General features: G+C 40.7%; 16 protein-coding genes. 4 read left to right on the top strand and 12 right to left on the bottom strand.

All coding sequences use genetic code 11. The annotated features are described in order from the left end of the window. Positions 1-10: 10 nt before the first annotated feature. From rplW to AWM74_RS05815, 5 genes are all read right to left on the bottom strand, one after another. Positions 11-301, bottom strand: coding sequence for a 50S ribosomal protein L23 (rplW, locus tag AWM74_RS05835; RefSeq protein WP_004262545.1), 291 nt, complete (start codon positions 299-301; stop codon positions 11-13). Beyond that, entirely contained in the window at positions 301-924 is a 624-nt protein-coding gene (gene rplD, locus AWM74_RS05830; protein WP_026465798.1) for a 50S ribosomal protein L4, read from the bottom strand. Before rplD ends, rplW begins: the two co-directional genes overlap by 1 nt. Before the next feature lie 23 nt (positions 925-947). After that, positions 948-1,583, bottom strand: coding sequence for a 50S ribosomal protein L3 (gene rplC, locus AWM74_RS05825; RefSeq protein WP_026465799.1), 636 nt, complete (start codon positions 1,581-1,583; stop codon positions 948-950). 68 nt (positions 1,584-1,651) lie between these two features. Further along, positions 1,652-1,960, bottom strand: a complete 309-nt coding sequence (rpsJ, locus tag AWM74_RS05820; protein ID WP_016896561.1) for a 30S ribosomal protein S10 — start codon at positions 1,958-1,960, stop codon at positions 1,652-1,654. 369 nt (positions 1,961-2,329) lie between these two features. Then, complete coding sequence (locus AWM74_RS05815; RefSeq protein WP_236702823.1) at positions 2,330-2,737, bottom strand: SseB family protein; 408 nt, start codon at positions 2,735-2,737, stop codon at positions 2,330-2,332. Between the two features lie 358 nt (positions 2,738-3,095). Between AWM74_RS05815 and AWM74_RS05810 the strand changes: the two genes are divergently transcribed. The 4 genes from AWM74_RS05810 to AWM74_RS05795 all read left to right on the top strand — a co-directional run bounded on the left by AWM74_RS05810 (position 3,096) and on the right by AWM74_RS05795 (position 7,205). Next, positions 3,096-3,938, top strand: coding sequence for an SAM hydrolase/SAM-dependent halogenase family protein (locus AWM74_RS05810; RefSeq protein ID WP_026465801.1), 843 nt, complete (start codon positions 3,096-3,098; stop codon positions 3,936-3,938). Positions 3,939-4,007: 69 nt separating this feature from the next. Continuing rightward, positions 4,008-4,562, top strand: coding sequence for an ECF-type riboflavin transporter substrate-binding protein (locus AWM74_RS05805; protein ID WP_016896558.1), 555 nt, complete (start codon positions 4,008-4,010; stop codon positions 4,560-4,562). A 14-nt stretch (positions 4,563-4,576) separates the two neighbouring features. Continuing rightward, positions 4,577-6,376, top strand: a complete 1,800-nt coding sequence (locus AWM74_RS05800) for an ABC transporter ATP-binding protein (RefSeq protein ID WP_051218208.1) — start codon at positions 4,577-4,579, stop codon at positions 6,374-6,376. Continuing rightward, positions 6,366-7,205 carry an energy-coupling factor transporter transmembrane component T family protein gene (locus AWM74_RS05795; protein ID WP_034258088.1) on the top strand — a complete coding sequence of 280 codons (840 nt, stop codon included), beginning with the start codon at positions 6,366-6,368 and terminating at the stop codon, positions 7,203-7,205. Before AWM74_RS05800 ends, AWM74_RS05795 begins: the two co-directional genes overlap by 11 nt. A gap of 205 nt (positions 7,206-7,410) precedes the next feature. On the opposite strand, the gene tuf is transcribed toward AWM74_RS05795, so the two are convergent. From tuf to AWM74_RS05760, 7 genes are all read right to left on the bottom strand, one after another. Then, positions 7,411-8,598 (bottom strand): elongation factor Tu, encoded by a 1,188-nt coding sequence (gene tuf, locus AWM74_RS05790; protein WP_026465803.1) that lies wholly within the window; start codon positions 8,596-8,598, stop codon positions 7,411-7,413. A gap of 168 nt (positions 8,599-8,766) precedes the next feature. After that, entirely contained in the window at positions 8,767-10,860 is a 2,094-nt protein-coding gene (gene fusA / locus AWM74_RS05785; RefSeq protein ID WP_026465804.1) for an elongation factor G, read from the bottom strand. A 110-nt stretch (positions 10,861-10,970) separates the two neighbouring features. Then, on the bottom strand, positions 10,971-11,441 hold the full coding sequence (rpsG, locus tag AWM74_RS05780; protein WP_016896550.1) for a 30S ribosomal protein S7: 471 nt from the start codon (positions 11,439-11,441) through the stop codon (positions 10,971-10,973). A gap of 25 nt (positions 11,442-11,466) precedes the next feature. Continuing rightward, complete coding sequence (gene rpsL / locus AWM74_RS05775; protein ID WP_026465805.1) at positions 11,467-11,877, bottom strand: 30S ribosomal protein S12; 411 nt, start codon at positions 11,875-11,877, stop codon at positions 11,467-11,469. A 311-nt stretch (positions 11,878-12,188) separates the two neighbouring features. Further along, positions 12,189-13,715 carry a lysine--tRNA ligase gene (lysS, locus tag AWM74_RS05770; RefSeq protein WP_048727766.1) on the bottom strand — a complete coding sequence of 509 codons (1,527 nt, stop codon included), beginning with the start codon at positions 13,713-13,715 and terminating at the stop codon, positions 12,189-12,191. Positions 13,716-13,943: 228 nt separating this feature from the next. Next, positions 13,944-14,279 (bottom strand): ArsR/SmtB family transcription factor, encoded by a 336-nt coding sequence (locus AWM74_RS05765; RefSeq protein ID WP_034258090.1) that lies wholly within the window; start codon positions 14,277-14,279, stop codon positions 13,944-13,946. Between the two features lie 49 nt (positions 14,280-14,328). After that, entirely contained in the window at positions 14,329-15,258 is a 930-nt protein-coding gene (locus AWM74_RS05760; RefSeq protein ID WP_026465808.1) for a PLP-dependent cysteine synthase family protein, read from the bottom strand. Positions 15,259-15,302 lie beyond the last annotated feature (44 nt).

The raw sequence follows: 15,302 nt of genomic DNA, 5'->3' as shown, positions 1-15,302 counted from the left end.
CCTATCTTAATTATTCTGCTTCGTTTCCGAAGATTTCGATTGATTGACCTTCAGCGATGGTTACGATTGCTTTACGGCGTTTACGTGTATAACCAGCAAAACGTCCCATACGTTTTAATTTACCGCGAACGTTCATGATGTTTACGTTTTTCACGTCTACGTTGAACAATTCTTCGATTGCTTGTTTAACTTCTGTTTTGTTTGCTTTAACAGCAACTTCAAAAGTGTATTTGTTTTCGTCCATTTTCAACATTGATTCTTCAGTGATGATTGGGCGAATGATTACGTCGTGTGCCAACATTATGCTAGTACCTCCTCTACGTTAGAAAGTGCTGCTTTTGTAATGATGACTTTTTCAGAGTTAACTAAGTCGTACACGTTAACGTTGTTTTCATCAACTACTTTTACGTTTGGTAAGTTACGAGCTGATAATTGTGCGTTGTCGTTGTCTTTATTGATTACAACTAAAACTTTATTTTCAACTTGTAAGTTATTCAACACTTCTTGGAATAATTTAGTTTTTGGTGTTTCGAATGCTAATTCATCAACAACGATGAAGTTGTTTTCTGCTACCTTATTAGATAATGCAGAGCGTAAAGCTAAACGACGAACTTTACGAGGTAATTTGTAAGCATATGAACGAGGTGTTGGTCCGAATGCACGGCCACCGCCTACCCATTGTGGAGAGCGGATTGAACCTTGACGAGCACGACCTGTACCTTTTTGACGCCATGGTTTACGTCCACCACCGCTAACTTCTGAACGTCCTTTAACTTTGTGAGTACCTTGACGTAATGAAGCTTGTTGCATAATAACTACATCGTAGATTGCATTTTCATTTGGTTCAATTGCGAAGACTTCATCGTTTAACGTGATTTCGCCAGCTTGTGAACCGTCTTGTTTAAATAATGTAATGTTTGCCATGAAACTATTCCTCCTTCCTGGATTTATTCAGCAGATTTAACTGCAGCTTTGATTGTTACCATAGATTTTTTAGCGCCTGGAACGTTACCCTTGATTAGGATGACATTGCGTTCAGTATCTACTTTAACGATTTCTAAGTTTTGGATGGTAATTTGTGTACCACCAGTTTGTCCTGGTAATTTTTTCCCTTTGAATACTTTAGAAGCATCTGATGCTTGCCCCATTGAACCTGGCGCACGATGGAAATGAGAACCATGTGACATAGGACCACGAGCATGACCATGACGCTTAATAGCACCTTGGAATCCTTTACCTTTTGAAGTACCCGTAACATCAACGATGTCTCCCGCTTGGAAGATATCAACTTTGATTTCTGATCCTACTTCATATTCTCCTAGCTCAACATCTTTGAATTCTTTAATGAAGCGCTTAGGAGTAGTTTCTGCTTTTGCTACATGACCTTTGTGAGGTTTGTTTGCCAACACTTCACGTTTGTCATCAAAACCAACTTGGATAGCTTCGTAGCCATCTGTTTCGTTTGTTTTAGCTTGTAAAACAACGTTTGGTTGTGCTTCGATAACTGTTACTGGTACTAATTCACCAGTCTCTGTAAAGAATTGAGTCATACCTACTTTTTTACCTAAGATTCCTTTAGTCATGAGTACACCTCCGTATAATTTTTATTTTTTAATATTGGGTTAACTAATTTATTGCGATGATTCTGGAATTATAATTTAATTTCGATGTCTACGCCTGATGGTAAATCTAATTTCATTAACGCATCAACAGTTTTTGGTGTTGGGTTAACGATATCGATTAAACGTTTGTGCGTACGCATTTCGAATTGTTCACGTGAATCCTTGTATTTATGTGTTGCACGGATTACTGTGAATAATGAGCGTTCAGTAGGCAATGGAATTGGACCTGATACTTCTGCTCCTGTACGTTGTGCAGTATCAACAATTTTAGCTGCTGATTGATCTAATGCACGGTGTTCGTAAGCTTTTAAACGAATACGAATTTTTTGTTTTGCCATGACTTTTTCCTCCTCGTCATATTTTAAATTTGACTTGCTCCGTATGAATTACCGGCCACCCTTATGGCAATGCTACCGGGTGTGTCGCAACCTCATACATCACTGCTTATTGGTGTATCAACGTTTGCACGTAAATACTGTTGCTCCGTATAAAACGGCACCCAATTAGTATACAAAATTAAACTAGGCAGTGCAAGCTTTTTCTCGTCTTTTTTTAAAAAAAATCCTTATTTATCGCTATTTCTTTATTAAAGGCCATTATTTGACGATTATTGCCAACGCTACCTAGTGTATCATTTTGAAATATTTTACAAGGCGGTTGCCATTTCTTAGCAACGCGCCCTACTGTGTCATCTTTCAATAGGTATATTATACATGTTTTATCGCGTACTGCCATACCTTTTCGATGATACTTTGATTAAATTTTGCTTTGGTGGTCCAAGGATTAACGATAAAGCTATCAATAGGGTTGTCTTTGGCTAAAACCATCAAGGCAATCTGTTTAAAAGTCATTTGCTGAATCGAAACATTATCTGCTTTAGATGCGTATTGGCTAGCTTGATCTTTGTCCGTGAAAGTCACAAGCTCTCGTTGTCCCTTTTCTTTGTCGTAAGTTAACCAGATACTTTTGTCGGGTGATGCCCCCTCTAGTTGGATAGCGTATAAGTGGGCGGTCGCCATCGTGGTCAACATAGCCAGCGTTGTTAACGGATTGGGATCTGCCTTATATGCGGTCAATACTTCTATTAAACTTTGCTTGCCGAATGGCTGCGTCATTAAATCTTGCCTTCCTCTCATTTTTCTTCTATATAATAACTGTATAATCATTCTTATTTGTTATTCGCTATTGAGTTCTCGGAAAATAGCATTCTCTCCTTTAGATGGTCGTCAGCTAATCCGGACCAGCTTTTTAAAATAAGGATTACTTCTATATTATAGCGAATTTATGCTTTCGGTGTTTATTGTAACAAATGACTGTTCAAAAATCATATATCTCCACTTGGACCGAACAAGTTTACCTATCACTTGCGATAGCTTATATCCTGCGAAATTCATTTGACAGTGATTGTTATATGCCCACAAGTTGCGTATGATAAGCCTATAAAAGGATATTATATCATTGGAGGATACAGATATGACGAATAGTTTCTTAGTATTACAAACTGACTTTGGTTTAGGTGATGGTGCGGTAGCAGCAATGTACGGAGTGGCTTACACAGTAGACTCAGCTTTAACAATTGCTAACTTAACCCACGAAATTCCTGCTTACGATATTTTCGCCGCTTCTTATCGCCTATTACAAACCATTAAATATTGGCCAGCAAATACAGTCTTCGTTTCTGTAGTCGATCCTGGTGTTGGTTCTGCACGTAAATCTGTTGTAGCGAAAACTGACTCAGGTCATTATATTGTAACGCCAGACAACGGCACCTTAACTCACGTGGCTAAACACATCGGCCTTGAATCTGTGAAGGAAATCGATGAAATTAAAAACCGCTTACCACATTCTGAAGAATCACATACCTTCCATGGACGTGACGTTTACGTTTATAACGGTGCTAAACTAGCACAAGACGCATCTTACTATGATGAATTGAAAAATAATATCCCTGTTGATGCGGTGACTAGCTTCAAACTTGGCGACTTGCGTTTAGCTGACAACACTATTTACGGGACTATCGATATACTAGACATCCGCTTTGGTTCACTGTGGACGAATATCCCGTCAACTATATTAAAAGAAGCGGGCATTCAAAACGGTGACACCATTTCGGTTACTATTTACCATAACGGCGTTAAACATTATCAAAACCATATCTTATTTGGCCATTCATTCGCTGATGTACCTGTTGGTGAACCAGTGGGTTATATCAATTCATTATTGAATTTGGGTGTAGCCATTAACCAACAAAACTTCTCTGAAACATACGGTGTCGGTACTGGTGTGGATTGGAATATTGAAATCACTAAAATTTAATTGCTAAGCTTATATTCGAACGCATGCACAAGTGCTATTATATAGAAGAAACAAATGAGGAGAATCATTATGAAAAATAATCAATCATCAATTACAACTTTAGTGGCTACTGGTATCGGGGCAGCTGTCTTCTTTATCCTAGGCCGCTTTCTATCAATCCCTACTGGTGTACCAAATACCTCTATTGAAACAACTTACCCGTTCTTGGCCTTAATGGCAACTGTCTTTGGTCCTTTCGCAGGTTTATTGATTGGTTTAATTGGTCATGCCATTAAAGACTTACTGACATATGGTTTGTGGTGGTCTTGGGTGTTAACCTCTGGTTTTACTGGTTTTGGTTATGGTTTTATCGGCCGCAAACTTAAAGTGAGTCAAGGCATTTTTACAAAGAAAGATATGATCACTTTCAATGTCGGGCAAGTTATCGTGAATTTACTGGCTTGGGCCTTACTAGCGCCTGCTTTAGATATTTTAATGTATTCAGAACCTGCATCTAAAGTATTCGTTCAAGGGATTGTATCAGGTGTGTTAAATTCACTTGCGGTTGGTATCATCGGTACCTTATTATTAAAGGGGTATGCAAGTACACGTACGAAATCAGGTAGTTTACGTAAAGAAAATTAATAGGAAGTTTTACTATGATAAATCATGAAAGACACAATCAGCCGGTGGACAGCAATCTGTCGCCGGCTATTGAATTTAAAAACATCTCTTTTAAATATGCGAGTCAAGCAGACCTAAACTTGATGGATATCTCCTTTTCAATCAAGCAAGGAGAGAAAGTCCTCATCATTGGTGCATCTGGGTCTGGTAAATCAACCATTGGTAAGATTATCAACGGGCAAATTCCCAATACTTTTGAGGGCGATTTAACCGGTCAGGTCTTGATTAATGGCGCAGATTCCGCCAGCAAGTCCATTTTTGACTTATCACTAAGCGTCGGCACCGTCCTACAAGATACTGACGCCCAATTTGTCGGCCTAACAGTAGCTGAAGACCTGGCTTTCGCCTTGGAAAATGACCAAGTGGACCAAGCTAGCATGCTGTCTAGTGTAGCGGCCTGGGCCAAGGCGCTTGACCTTGTTGACCTCTTGGACCTTGCCCCGCAATCTTTATCAGGCGGGCAAAAGCAGCGGGTATCAATTGGCGGGGTCTTAATTGACGAGTCACCCATCGTTTTATTTGATGAGCCTTTAGCCAACCTAGACCCTGCAAGTGGTTTAGCGACCATGGAATTGATCGCCAAATTAAACCAGGAAAAAGAATTAACTACGATAGTCATCGAGCACCGTCTAGAAGAAGCCTTAATCGCCGACTTTGACCGTGTCCTTGTAATTGACAGTGGGCAGTTACTCGCTGACGTATCCGTTGATGCTTTGTTGCGGTCTGATTTATTGAGACAAATCGGTGTCCGCCAGCCCCTATACTTAGATGCCTTTAGTTATGCTGGTGTGAATGTTGGAGACATTCCTCATTTAGGGCGGTTTCAACCAAATATGGTCACTGCTGGTGTTCAAGACCGTCTATCTAAATGGTTGGCTGACAATGCAGTAACCACTCAAGTTAGGGCGGATAAGCCTATTTTAGTCATGGACCATGTCAACTTTTCTTATGACAGTACCCCTTTGATATCAGATTTAAATCTTACCATTAATGCTGGCGACATGGTTTCTATTGTCGGGACAAACGGTGCGGGTAAATCTACCCTAGCGAAACTGATTTGTGGCTTTGAGCGACCAGATTCAGGACGGATAACCCTTTTCCAGGAGAATTTAGACGGATTATCGATTAAGGAAATTGCGGATTCGGTCGGCTATGTGATGCAGAACCCCAATTTGATGATTTCAAAGAACATTCTATTCGATGAGGTGGCCTCTGGTTTAGTCAACCGCGGCTTGTACGAGAATGATGCAGATGGTTTAGCTGAAAAAGTGGCTGATGCCTTGCGAATTTGTGGCTTATATCCATACAGGAATTGGCCAATTTCGGCCTTGTCTTATGGGCAAAAACGACGGGCAACAATTGCGAGTATTTTAGTGTTAGATCCTAAAGTCTTGATTTTAGATGAACCGACAGCAGGCCAAGATTATAAGCATTATACTGATATGATGCAGTTTATCGAGGGGTTGAACCGTGACCAAGGAATTACCATTCTAATGATTACTCATGATATGCACTTGATTCAAGAGTATACCAACCGGACGATTGTCTTCCACGACGGTCAGGTGATGGGTGATATGCGTCCAGCTGCGGTATTAACGAATGAAAACTTGATGGCCCAAGCCCATTTAGCCCCTACTTCCTTGTATGATTTAGGGCAAGTGGTGGCTGATATTGATGCGATGGACTTTATCGACCGGTTCATCCAGTTTGAACGTCAGACTAAGCGGGTTGGACAAGCTAGTGTATGGGTTGGAGGTGAGAGCGATGGCGAATAAACAAGGTCAAAGTTTTGGGTATATCAAGAAGGATTCACCCTTGCACCGCTTATCTGGTGCGACAAAATTAATCGCCTTCATCTTGCTGTCTGTCATCGCCATGACGTCTTATGACACCCGGTTTTTAGTTGGCTTAGCTGTTTTATCACTAGTTCTCTTCTATATTTCTAAGATTAAATGGGTTGAAGTGTCTACAGTGGTCTACTTCATTCTAGTCTTCTCAATATTGAACTTAGTAACTGTTTATATTTTCGAACCTGAATATGGGGTCAATTTATACCAGTCGCGAACTGTCATCTGGGAAGGAATTGGCCGCTATTCTCTCACTTGGGAGCAAGCCTTCTATGAATTCAACTTGATGATCAAGTATTTCTCGACGATTCCATTAGCCTTAATCTTCATGTTGACCACTAATCCAAGTGAATTCGCTTCTTCCTTAAACCGAATTGGCGTGTCCTACCAAATTTCATATGCAGTTTCATTAGCCTTACGGTATATACCAGATATCCAGAACCAATTCTTCGCAGTAAGACAAAGCCAACAGGCACGAGGGATTGAGATGTCTAACAAGGCTGGCTTGACTGTAAGAGTGAAACGGTCGGCACAAGTGATTATGCCTCTCATTTTTTCTTCATTAGATCGGATTGAAGTAATCAGCCAAGCCATGGAGTTACGACGGTTTGGTAAAGGTAACAAACGGACTTGGTACCGGGCCCGCCCCTTTATGAAGGCAGATATCATCGCCTTGATTGTGACAGGATTTTTAGTTGGACTTGGATTATGGTTGTTTGTAGTTAACCAAGGCCGGTTTTATAACCCATTTAAATAATGTATTGAAAGCAAAAGCCACGCAGGTTTGGACTTGAATCCAAGTTTGCGTGGCTTTTCTTGAGGACTTCGTACAGCTTTGTCGAGTGGGCGACTGATATTTGACCAAGTTTACGATGAAAATCGCGCAAAAAAAAGACGACCGAGTCGTCACCCGGTCGCCTTTCCAATTTGCAAATTTAATTTTTAAAGTTTAATTGTGTTAATTAAGCTTCGATTGTAGTGATTGTACCCGCACCTACAGTACGTCCACCTTCACGGATAGAGAATTTAGTACCATCTTCGATTGCAACTGGGTGAATCAATTCAACGTCCATATCAACGTTGTCACCAGGCATAACCATAGCTACGTCTTCTGGTAAAGTGATAACACCAGTGATATCAGTAGTACGGAAGTAGAATTGTGGACGGTAGTTAGTTAAGAATGGTGTATGACGTCCACCTTCTTCTTTAGATAAAACGTAAACTTGCGCTTTAAATTTAGTATGTGGAGTGATTGAACCAGGAGCAGCCAATACTTGACCACGTTGGATGTCTTCACGTTGAACACCACGTAATAATGCACCGATGTTGTCACCCGCTTGAGCGTAGTCTAGGTTTTTACGGAACATTTCAACACCAGTTACAACTGATTTACCGATTTGTTCAGCAATACCAACGATGTCAACTTCGTCACCTGTACGAATTTCACCACGTTCAACACGACCTGTAGCAACAGTACCACGACCAGTGATTGAGAATACATCCTCAACTGGCATCATGAATGGTTTGTCGTTGTCACGTTCTGGTTCTGGAATGTAAGTATCTACAGCTTCCATTAATTCCATGATTTTAGCTTCTTGAGCTTCGTCGCCTTGTAATGCTAATAAAGCAGAACCAGCAACTACAGGTAGATCGTCACCTGGGTAGTTGTACTCAGATAATAAGTCACGAACTTCCATTTCAACTAATTCTAGTAATTCTTCATCGTCAACTTGGTCAACTTTGTTTAAGAATACTACGAATGCTGGAACACCAATTTGGCCAGCTAAAAGGATATGCTCACGAGTTTGTGGCATTGGACCATCAGCAGCAGATACTACTAAGATCGCACCGTCCATTTGAGCAGCACCAGTGATCATGTTTTTAACGTAGTCAGCATGTCCTGGGGCGTCGATATGCGCGTAGTGACGGTTAGCTGTTTCGTACTCGATGTGTGAAGTATTGATTGTAATACCACGTTCTTGCTCTTCTGGAGCGTTATCGATTGAAGCGTAGTCTTGAGCTTCACCGAAACCGTTTTTAGATAATACAGTTGCGATTGCAGCTGATAAAGTTGTTTTACCGTGGTCAACGTGTCCTAAAGTACCAACGTTAACATGGGGTTTTGTACGTTCATATGTTTGTTTTGCCATTTTATGTATTCCTCCTAAGAATAGAAAATATAAACCTAAATTTTATAGATTTTCAATAAGTTCATTATAGTCAAACTCGCTTCAGAAATCAAGCATCTAACCTTTGAAAAACCTAGCAGGTACTTGATTTCCACGAGTAAGCCTATGGTCAAAGTCTTAATTTAAAAATTAATCTTCTGAACCTTTACCATATTGTTTGATAATGTCTTCTTGAATAGATTTTGGTACAGCTTCGTAATGATCGAATGTCATTGTGAAAGTACCACGTCCTTGAGTTGCAGAACGTAAAGTAGTTGCGTAACCAAACATTTCTGATAACGGAACTTGTGAGTTGATCATCAACGCGTTACCACGTGGTGTTTGACCTTCAATACGTCCACGACGAGCTGATACGTGACCCATAACGTCCCCTAAGTATTCTTCAGGAACTTGGATGTCAACACGCATCATTGGTTCAAGAATTGCAGGTTTAGCAGATTTAATAGCGTTACGTAACGCTAATGAAGCAGCAACCTTGAAGGCTGTCTCAGATGAATCGACATCATGGTAAGAACCATCGTAAAGTTTAGCTTTAACATCGATTAATGGGAATCCAGCTAATACACCGTTTTCCATTGCATCTTTAAGACCAGCTTCAACAGCAGGGATGTATTCACGAGGAACCACACCACCAACGATTGCATTTTCAAATTCAAATCCAGCAGCTTCTTCGTTAGGTGTGAATTCAATCCATACGTCACCGTATTGACCTTTACCACCTGATTGACGAACGAATTTACCTTGAACTTGAGTTTGTTGTGTGAATGTTTCACGGTAAGATACTTGAGGCGCACCTACAGTTGCAGAAACATTGAATTCACGTTTCAAACGGTCAACAATAATGTCAAGATGAAGCTCACCCATACCAGCGATGATTGTTTGACCAGTTTCGTGGTCAGTTGACGCACGGAAAGTTGGATCCTCTTCAGCTAATTTACCTAAAGCGATAGACATTTTGTCTTGGTCAGCTTTAGTATCTGGCTCGATAGCAACTTCGATAACTGGCTCAGGGAATTCCATTGACTCAAGGATAAGTTTGTTGTCAACGTCACATAATGTATCACCTGTAGTAGTGTCTTTAAGACCTACGGCAGCAGCGATATCACCAGAGAATACTTCATCTACTTCAGAACGAGAGTTAGCGTGCATCATTAAGATACGACCTAAACGTTCACGTTTGTCTTTAGTAGCATTTTGGATGTATGAACCTGATTGAACAGTACCAGAGTATACACGGAAGAAAGTTAAACGACCTACGAATGGGTCAGTCATAACTTTAAACGCTAATGCTGAGAATGGTGCATCGTCGTTCGCACGAACTTCGATCACTTCTTCTGGGTTGTCAAATGCATGACCTTGGATTGGTGGTACATCAGTTGGTGCAGGTAAGTAGTCGATAACTGCATCAAGCATTAATTGAACACCTTTATTTTTAAAGGCAGAACCACACATTACAGGGAAGAAGTCAACGTTAGTAGTTGCTGTACGGATAGCCGTTTTCAACTCTTCTTTAGAAATCTCTTCACCTTCAAGGTATTTTTCCATAATATCTTCATTCACGTCAGCGATTGATTCAATTAGGTTTGTGTGCCATTTTTCAGCTAATTCGCGGTATTCTTCAGGAATTTCGCGTTCTTCGTATTCTCTACCGTCATCAGAAGTGTAAACTTCAGCATTCATTTCCACTAAGTCAATGATACCTTCGAAGTCATCTTCAGAACCAATTGGTAATTGGATAGGTTGAGCGTTTGCTTGTAAACGTTCGTGGATAGTGTTTACAGAGTATAAGAAGTCTGCACCCATTTTATCCATTTTATTTACGAATACAATACGAGGTACTTTATAAGTATCCGCTTGACGCCAAACAGTTTCTGTTTGAGGCTCTACACCCGATTGGGCATCTAGTAAAGCTACTGAACCATCTAATACACGCAATGAACGCTCAACTTCAACAGTGAAGTCCACGTGTCCTGGGGTATCAATGATGTTTACACGGTAGTCTTTCCATTGTGCAGTTGTTGCAGCAGATGTAATAGTGATACCACGTTCTTGTTCTTGCTCCATCCAGTCCATTTGTGCCCCACCATCGTGAGTTTCACCGATTTTATGGATTTTACCAGTGTAGAACAAGATACGTTCAGTAGTCGTCGTTTTACCAGCATCAATGTGGGCCATGATACCGATATTACGAGTCTTTTCAAGAGGAAATTCTCTTTTAGCCATCTTATCTTTACTCCTTTTTTCTTTGATTCGTTTAATAATTGGTTTCCACAATCATTATAACGTTTTTAGAGAAAAGTCGACAATATAAATTATCGACTTTTAGAAAACTCTTACCAACGGAAATGTGCGAAGGCTTTGTTAGCTTCTGCCATACGGTGTGATTCTTCACGTTTACGAACTGAAGCACCTGTATTGTTAGCAGCGTCCATGATTTCGTGTGATAAGCGTTGTTCCATTGTGTTCTCACCACGTAGGCGAGCGTAGTTTACTAACCAACGTAATGCCAAAGTTTGACGACGTTCTGGACGAACTTCGATTGGCACTTGGTAGTTAGAACCACCAATACGACGAGCTTTAACTTCTAAAACTGGTGCGATGTTTTCGATTGCTTGTTCGAAAACCTCCATTGGATCGTTACCTGTTTCAGCTTTAATGTTGTCGAAGGCAGTATATAAAATAGTAGCTGCTTTACCACGTTTACCATCAACCATGATACGGTTGATTAAACGAGTAACTAATTTTGAGTTATAAATTGGATCTGGTAATACATCACGTTTTGCAATATGTCCTTTACGAGGCATTTGTGCTCCTCCTTTCGAATTTTAATTATTTAGGTTTTTTAGTACCGTATTTAGAACGGCTTTGTTTACGGTCGTTAACTCCAGCAGTATCTAATGCACCACGAACAACGTGGTAACGAACCCCTGGTAAGTCTTTCACACGTCCACCACGGATAAGAACAACACTATGTTCTTGTAAGTTGTGGCCGATACCTGGGATGTAAGCTGTTACCTCGATCATGTTTGATAAACGAACACGAGCGTATTTACGTAACGCTGAGTTAGGTTTTTTCGGTGTCATAGTACCTACACGTGTACAAACTCCACGTTTTTGAGGAGAGTTTGTAGAAGTAGATTTACGTTTCATTGAGTTGTAACCACGGCCTAAAGCTGGAGAACCAGATTTTTTAGTTGAGCTTTGGCGTGATTTGCGTACTAATTGGTTAATAGTTGGCATAACTATAAGCTCCTCCTTCCCATTAATGGGTGATTTTTTGTATATACTTTATGCTCACACATCCAAGCGTGTCATAATTTTTTTGAAAAAATAAAAATCGCTTTACAGCTACGATTTCAGCTTTTCAATGTTTGTGTGCTAATGTACCAGTCAGCACGACTGTTCGATTTGGATACAAATACAGGAATCTGCATACAAAAAGCACCTTATATAATTTATCACATTCGCAAGGTCGCGTCAACAATTAATCTCAAAAAAATAAAGACCACTTTTACCCCGGCTAGCCAGGGAAAGTGTGGCCTTTTTTATACTTACTGTTCTACGTTTCTCATTGTTGGGAATAGTAAGACGTCACGGATAGATTGTGCGTCTGTTAATAGCATAACCATACGGTCGATACCAATTCCTAAACCACCTGTAGGCGGCATACCTGTCTCTAAGGCTTCTAAGAATTCTTCATCTAGTGGATGCGCTTCGTCGTTACCCTCAGCTTTTTCTTTCACTTGGGCTTCAAAACGTTCACGTTGGTCAATTGGATCCGTTAACTCGGTAAAGGCGTTACCAGATTCTGAACCTACAATGAATACTTCAAAACGATCAGTAAAGCGTGGGTCTTCTTCGTTTTTACGTGCCAATGGCGAAATCGCTGTTGGGTGACCGTAAACGAATGTTGGTTGAATTAAAGTGTCTTCAACAAATTCTTCAAAGAATTCGTTAATGACATGTCCAACTGTAAAGTTGTTTTCAACTTGTACATGGTGCTCTTTGGCAATTGCGCGAGCTTCTTCATCTGTCATTTCTTGCCAGAAATCAACGCCACTCGCTTCTTTAACTGCATCTACCATGTGTACACGACGCCATTTGCCACCTAATTCGATTGCTTGACCGTCGTAAGTGATACTTGTTGTACCTAATACTTTTTCAGCGACTGATTGGAATAAACCTTCAACTAGGTCCATCACGTCAGTCATTTTGCTATAAGCTGTATAAACTTCAAGCATAGTGAATTCAGGGTTGTGCGTTGTATCGATCCCTTCGTTACGGAATACACGACCGATTTCATACACACGTTCCATACCACCAACAACTAGACGTTTTAAGTGTAATTCTAGGGCGATACGTAGATATAATTCCATATCTAAGGCATTGTGGTGGGTAATGAATGGACGCGCTGAGGCACCACCAGCAATGTTATGTAAGACGGGTGTTTCAACTTCTAGATAGTCGTTACTGTCTAAGTAGTGACGAACTTCACGGATGATTTGCGAACGTTTTGTGAAGCGGTCGAATGATTCACGGTTGGCAATTAGATCTAGGTAACGGTGACGGTAGATTTGTTCTACGTCTGTTAAACCATGGTATTTATCCGGTAATGGACGTAAAGCTTTTGTTAGGTGGACGAATTTCGTCGCTTTAACAGATAATTCACCAGTGTTTGTACGCATTAAAGTACCTTCAACACCAACGATATCCCCTAAGTCAGCTTTCTTCCATAAGTGGTCGTAATCCTCTTCATCGATGTGGTCACGACGCACGTAGATTTGAATGTTACCTGACATGTCTTGGATGTTCCCAAAACCAGCTTTACCCTTACCACGTTTCGTTACTAAACGACCGGCAATGGCTACGACGTCATCCATTTCAGCTAATTGCTCTTTGTCATAAGCCTCATATTTTTTGTGTAAATCAGCTGCTACTGCGTTACGTTCAAACCCTGAAGCAAATGGGTTATAGCCGCTTTCTTCTAACTCAGCCATTTTTTCACGACGGACAAGTAGTTGGTCGTTCAACCCTTCAGTCGCATCAGTAGCTTGATGTTGATTATTTTCTTCAGTCACTATATACACTCCTTACTTTATCTATCGTTATCCTCTAGTCAATTCGATACTTATCTATATTGCCAACTTTCTGCCAAAAAAGCAAGCGACCCTTGTCGACAATTTCTATCAGAACAGTTTTTTCGGATAAACTGTCGTCTCTCTATGAGAATACGAAAACACAAGCATTGTACCAAATTTTCAGGTTAAAGAAAACCTTATTATGGTAGGAACTGCTTATGCTTTCAATTATTGGTCATCCTCTTCTTTAATATGCGTAAAGGCATCCGTTAAAATTTGCAGGACATGGCTGTCTGCTTGGCTGTAAATGACCGTATTTCTTTCCTTACGTTTCTTTACTAGCCGCAATTCAAACAATTTCTTTAATTGATGGGACACTGCTGATTGTTCCAAACCTAATTCTTCAGAAATCTTAGTAGCCATCATTTCGCCTTCACCCAATAAATATAGTATGCGTAATCTTGTCGGATCCCCCAAAGCCTTAAACATTTTACTCAAATGTTGAATTTGCTCCGGTTCAACCGTACCATGTAGATCCTCAAGATGTTCTTTTGCTTCCTTCATAAAAGCCTTCTTTCACTTTTAATAATGTTTATTCACTCAATTACTTCTGTTAATTGATTGTATTGAAGTCGAAAGCACCTTCAGCAACAAATCGTCTACCATCATCTGGAATAACAACGACTACTTTTTTGTTTTGGCCTAGTGTTTTAGCCACTGCGATAGCTGCTGCAACTGCCGCACCACCTGCTGGTCCTACCAATAAACCTTCATTGATGGCTAACAAACGACTAGTTTCTTTGGCCTTGGCCAAATCAATAGCCACAATACTGTCGTATAAAGTGGTATCCAAATTCAAAGGCAATAAACCTGGGTTGAATCCAGTAGCTACACTTGGCTTAGCCATTTCACCTGACAAGAATTTGCTATCCTTATCTTCTACCGCGTAGAGTTGGATATCCTTATTCTCTTGTCTAAGGGCTGTTCCAACGCCCGTCATCGTCCCACCAGTTGCGATAGTTGATACAAAGGCATCTGGCGCGCCGTTTAAGGCTTCGATGATTTCTGGTCCTGTTGTTTTTTCATGGACGGTAGCGTTGCCCTCATCATCGTAAACATCAATAAATAGGTGGTTGCCCGCTTCAGCGTAAGCCCGCGCTTGGGTCATCGCATCTACAACACCTTGTTTGCCGGGTATTAGTTGCACTTGAGCCCCGTATGCACGCAAGACTGTCAAGTCATGGTGAGTGGCTGTATCTGGGACAAAGGCCTTTGTATCATAACCCTTGCTCGCTCCTAGTAAGGCGAAAGAGGCAGCAACTTTGGCTGTGGTTGCGACCACAATTTGTTGGTCCGCTTGTAAGCGACCCTCATTCTCCGCTACTTCAATCATGTTTAAGGCAACTCGGTCGTAAATTGATCCGGTTGGGTTAGCTGTTTCGAGTTTGACGTATACCTGGGCGGCTTTATATGGGACTGTTCGTTGCAATTTCAGTAATGGTGTTTCTCCGATTAATTGACTCATATAATTTGTAACTTCCATGTTCTAGCTCAAACCTTTCTCTATAAAATGATTGCATAGCCTTG

Source organism: Aerococcus urinaeequi (genome assembly GCF_001543205.1).
GTDB classification, from domain to species: domain Bacteria; phylum Bacillota; class Bacilli; order Lactobacillales; family Aerococcaceae; genus Aerococcus; species Aerococcus urinaeequi.
This window is presented reverse-complemented; position numbering and strand designations above follow the sequence as displayed.

What these genes read in the sequence shown, in the direction of transcription:
- rplC (WP_026465799.1), bottom strand. Translation starts at nt 1,583, where the DNA reads ATGACTAAAGGAATCTTAGGTAAAAAAGTAGGTATGACTCAATTCTTT.
- rpsG (WP_016896550.1), bottom strand. Translation starts at nt 11,441, where the DNA reads ATGCCTCGTAAAGGACATATTGCAAAACGTGATGTATTACCAGATCCA.
- fusA (WP_026465804.1), bottom strand. Translation starts at nt 10,860, where the DNA reads ATGGCTAAAAGAGAATTTCCTCTTGAAAAGACTCGTAATATCGGTATC.
- rplW (WP_004262545.1), bottom strand. Translation starts at nt 301, where the DNA reads ATGTTGGCACACGACGTAATCATTCGCCCAATCATCACTGAAGAATCA.
- rpsL (WP_026465805.1), bottom strand. Translation starts at nt 11,877, where the DNA reads ATGCCAACTATTAACCAATTAGTACGCAAATCACGCCAAAGCTCAACT.
- tuf (WP_026465803.1), bottom strand. Translation starts at nt 8,598, where the DNA reads ATGGCAAAACAAACATATGAACGTACAAAACCCCATGTTAACGTTGGT.
- AWM74_RS05765 (WP_034258090.1), bottom strand. Translation starts at nt 14,279, where the DNA reads ATGAAGGAAGCAAAAGAACATCTTGAGGATCTACATGGTACGGTTGAA.
- AWM74_RS05760 (WP_026465808.1), bottom strand. Translation starts at nt 15,258, where the DNA reads ATGGAAGTTACAAATTATATGAGTCAATTAATCGGAGAAACACCATTA.
- rplD (WP_026465798.1), bottom strand. Translation starts at nt 924, where the DNA reads ATGGCAAACATTACATTATTTAAACAAGACGGTTCACAAGCTGGCGAA.
- AWM74_RS05815 (WP_236702823.1), bottom strand. Translation starts at nt 2,737, where the DNA reads ATGACGCAGCCATTCGGCAAGCAAAGTTTAATAGAAGTATTGACCGCA.
- AWM74_RS05810 (WP_026465801.1), top strand. Translation starts at nt 3,096, where the DNA reads ATGACGAATAGTTTCTTAGTATTACAAACTGACTTTGGTTTAGGTGAT.
- AWM74_RS05800 (WP_051218208.1), top strand. Translation starts at nt 4,577, where the DNA reads ATGATAAATCATGAAAGACACAATCAGCCGGTGGACAGCAATCTGTCG.
- AWM74_RS05805 (WP_016896558.1), top strand. Translation starts at nt 4,008, where the DNA reads ATGAAAAATAATCAATCATCAATTACAACTTTAGTGGCTACTGGTATC.
- AWM74_RS05795 (WP_034258088.1), top strand. Translation starts at nt 6,366, where the DNA reads ATGGCGAATAAACAAGGTCAAAGTTTTGGGTATATCAAGAAGGATTCA.
- rpsJ (WP_016896561.1), bottom strand. Translation starts at nt 1,960, where the DNA reads ATGGCAAAACAAAAAATTCGTATTCGTTTAAAAGCTTACGAACACCGT.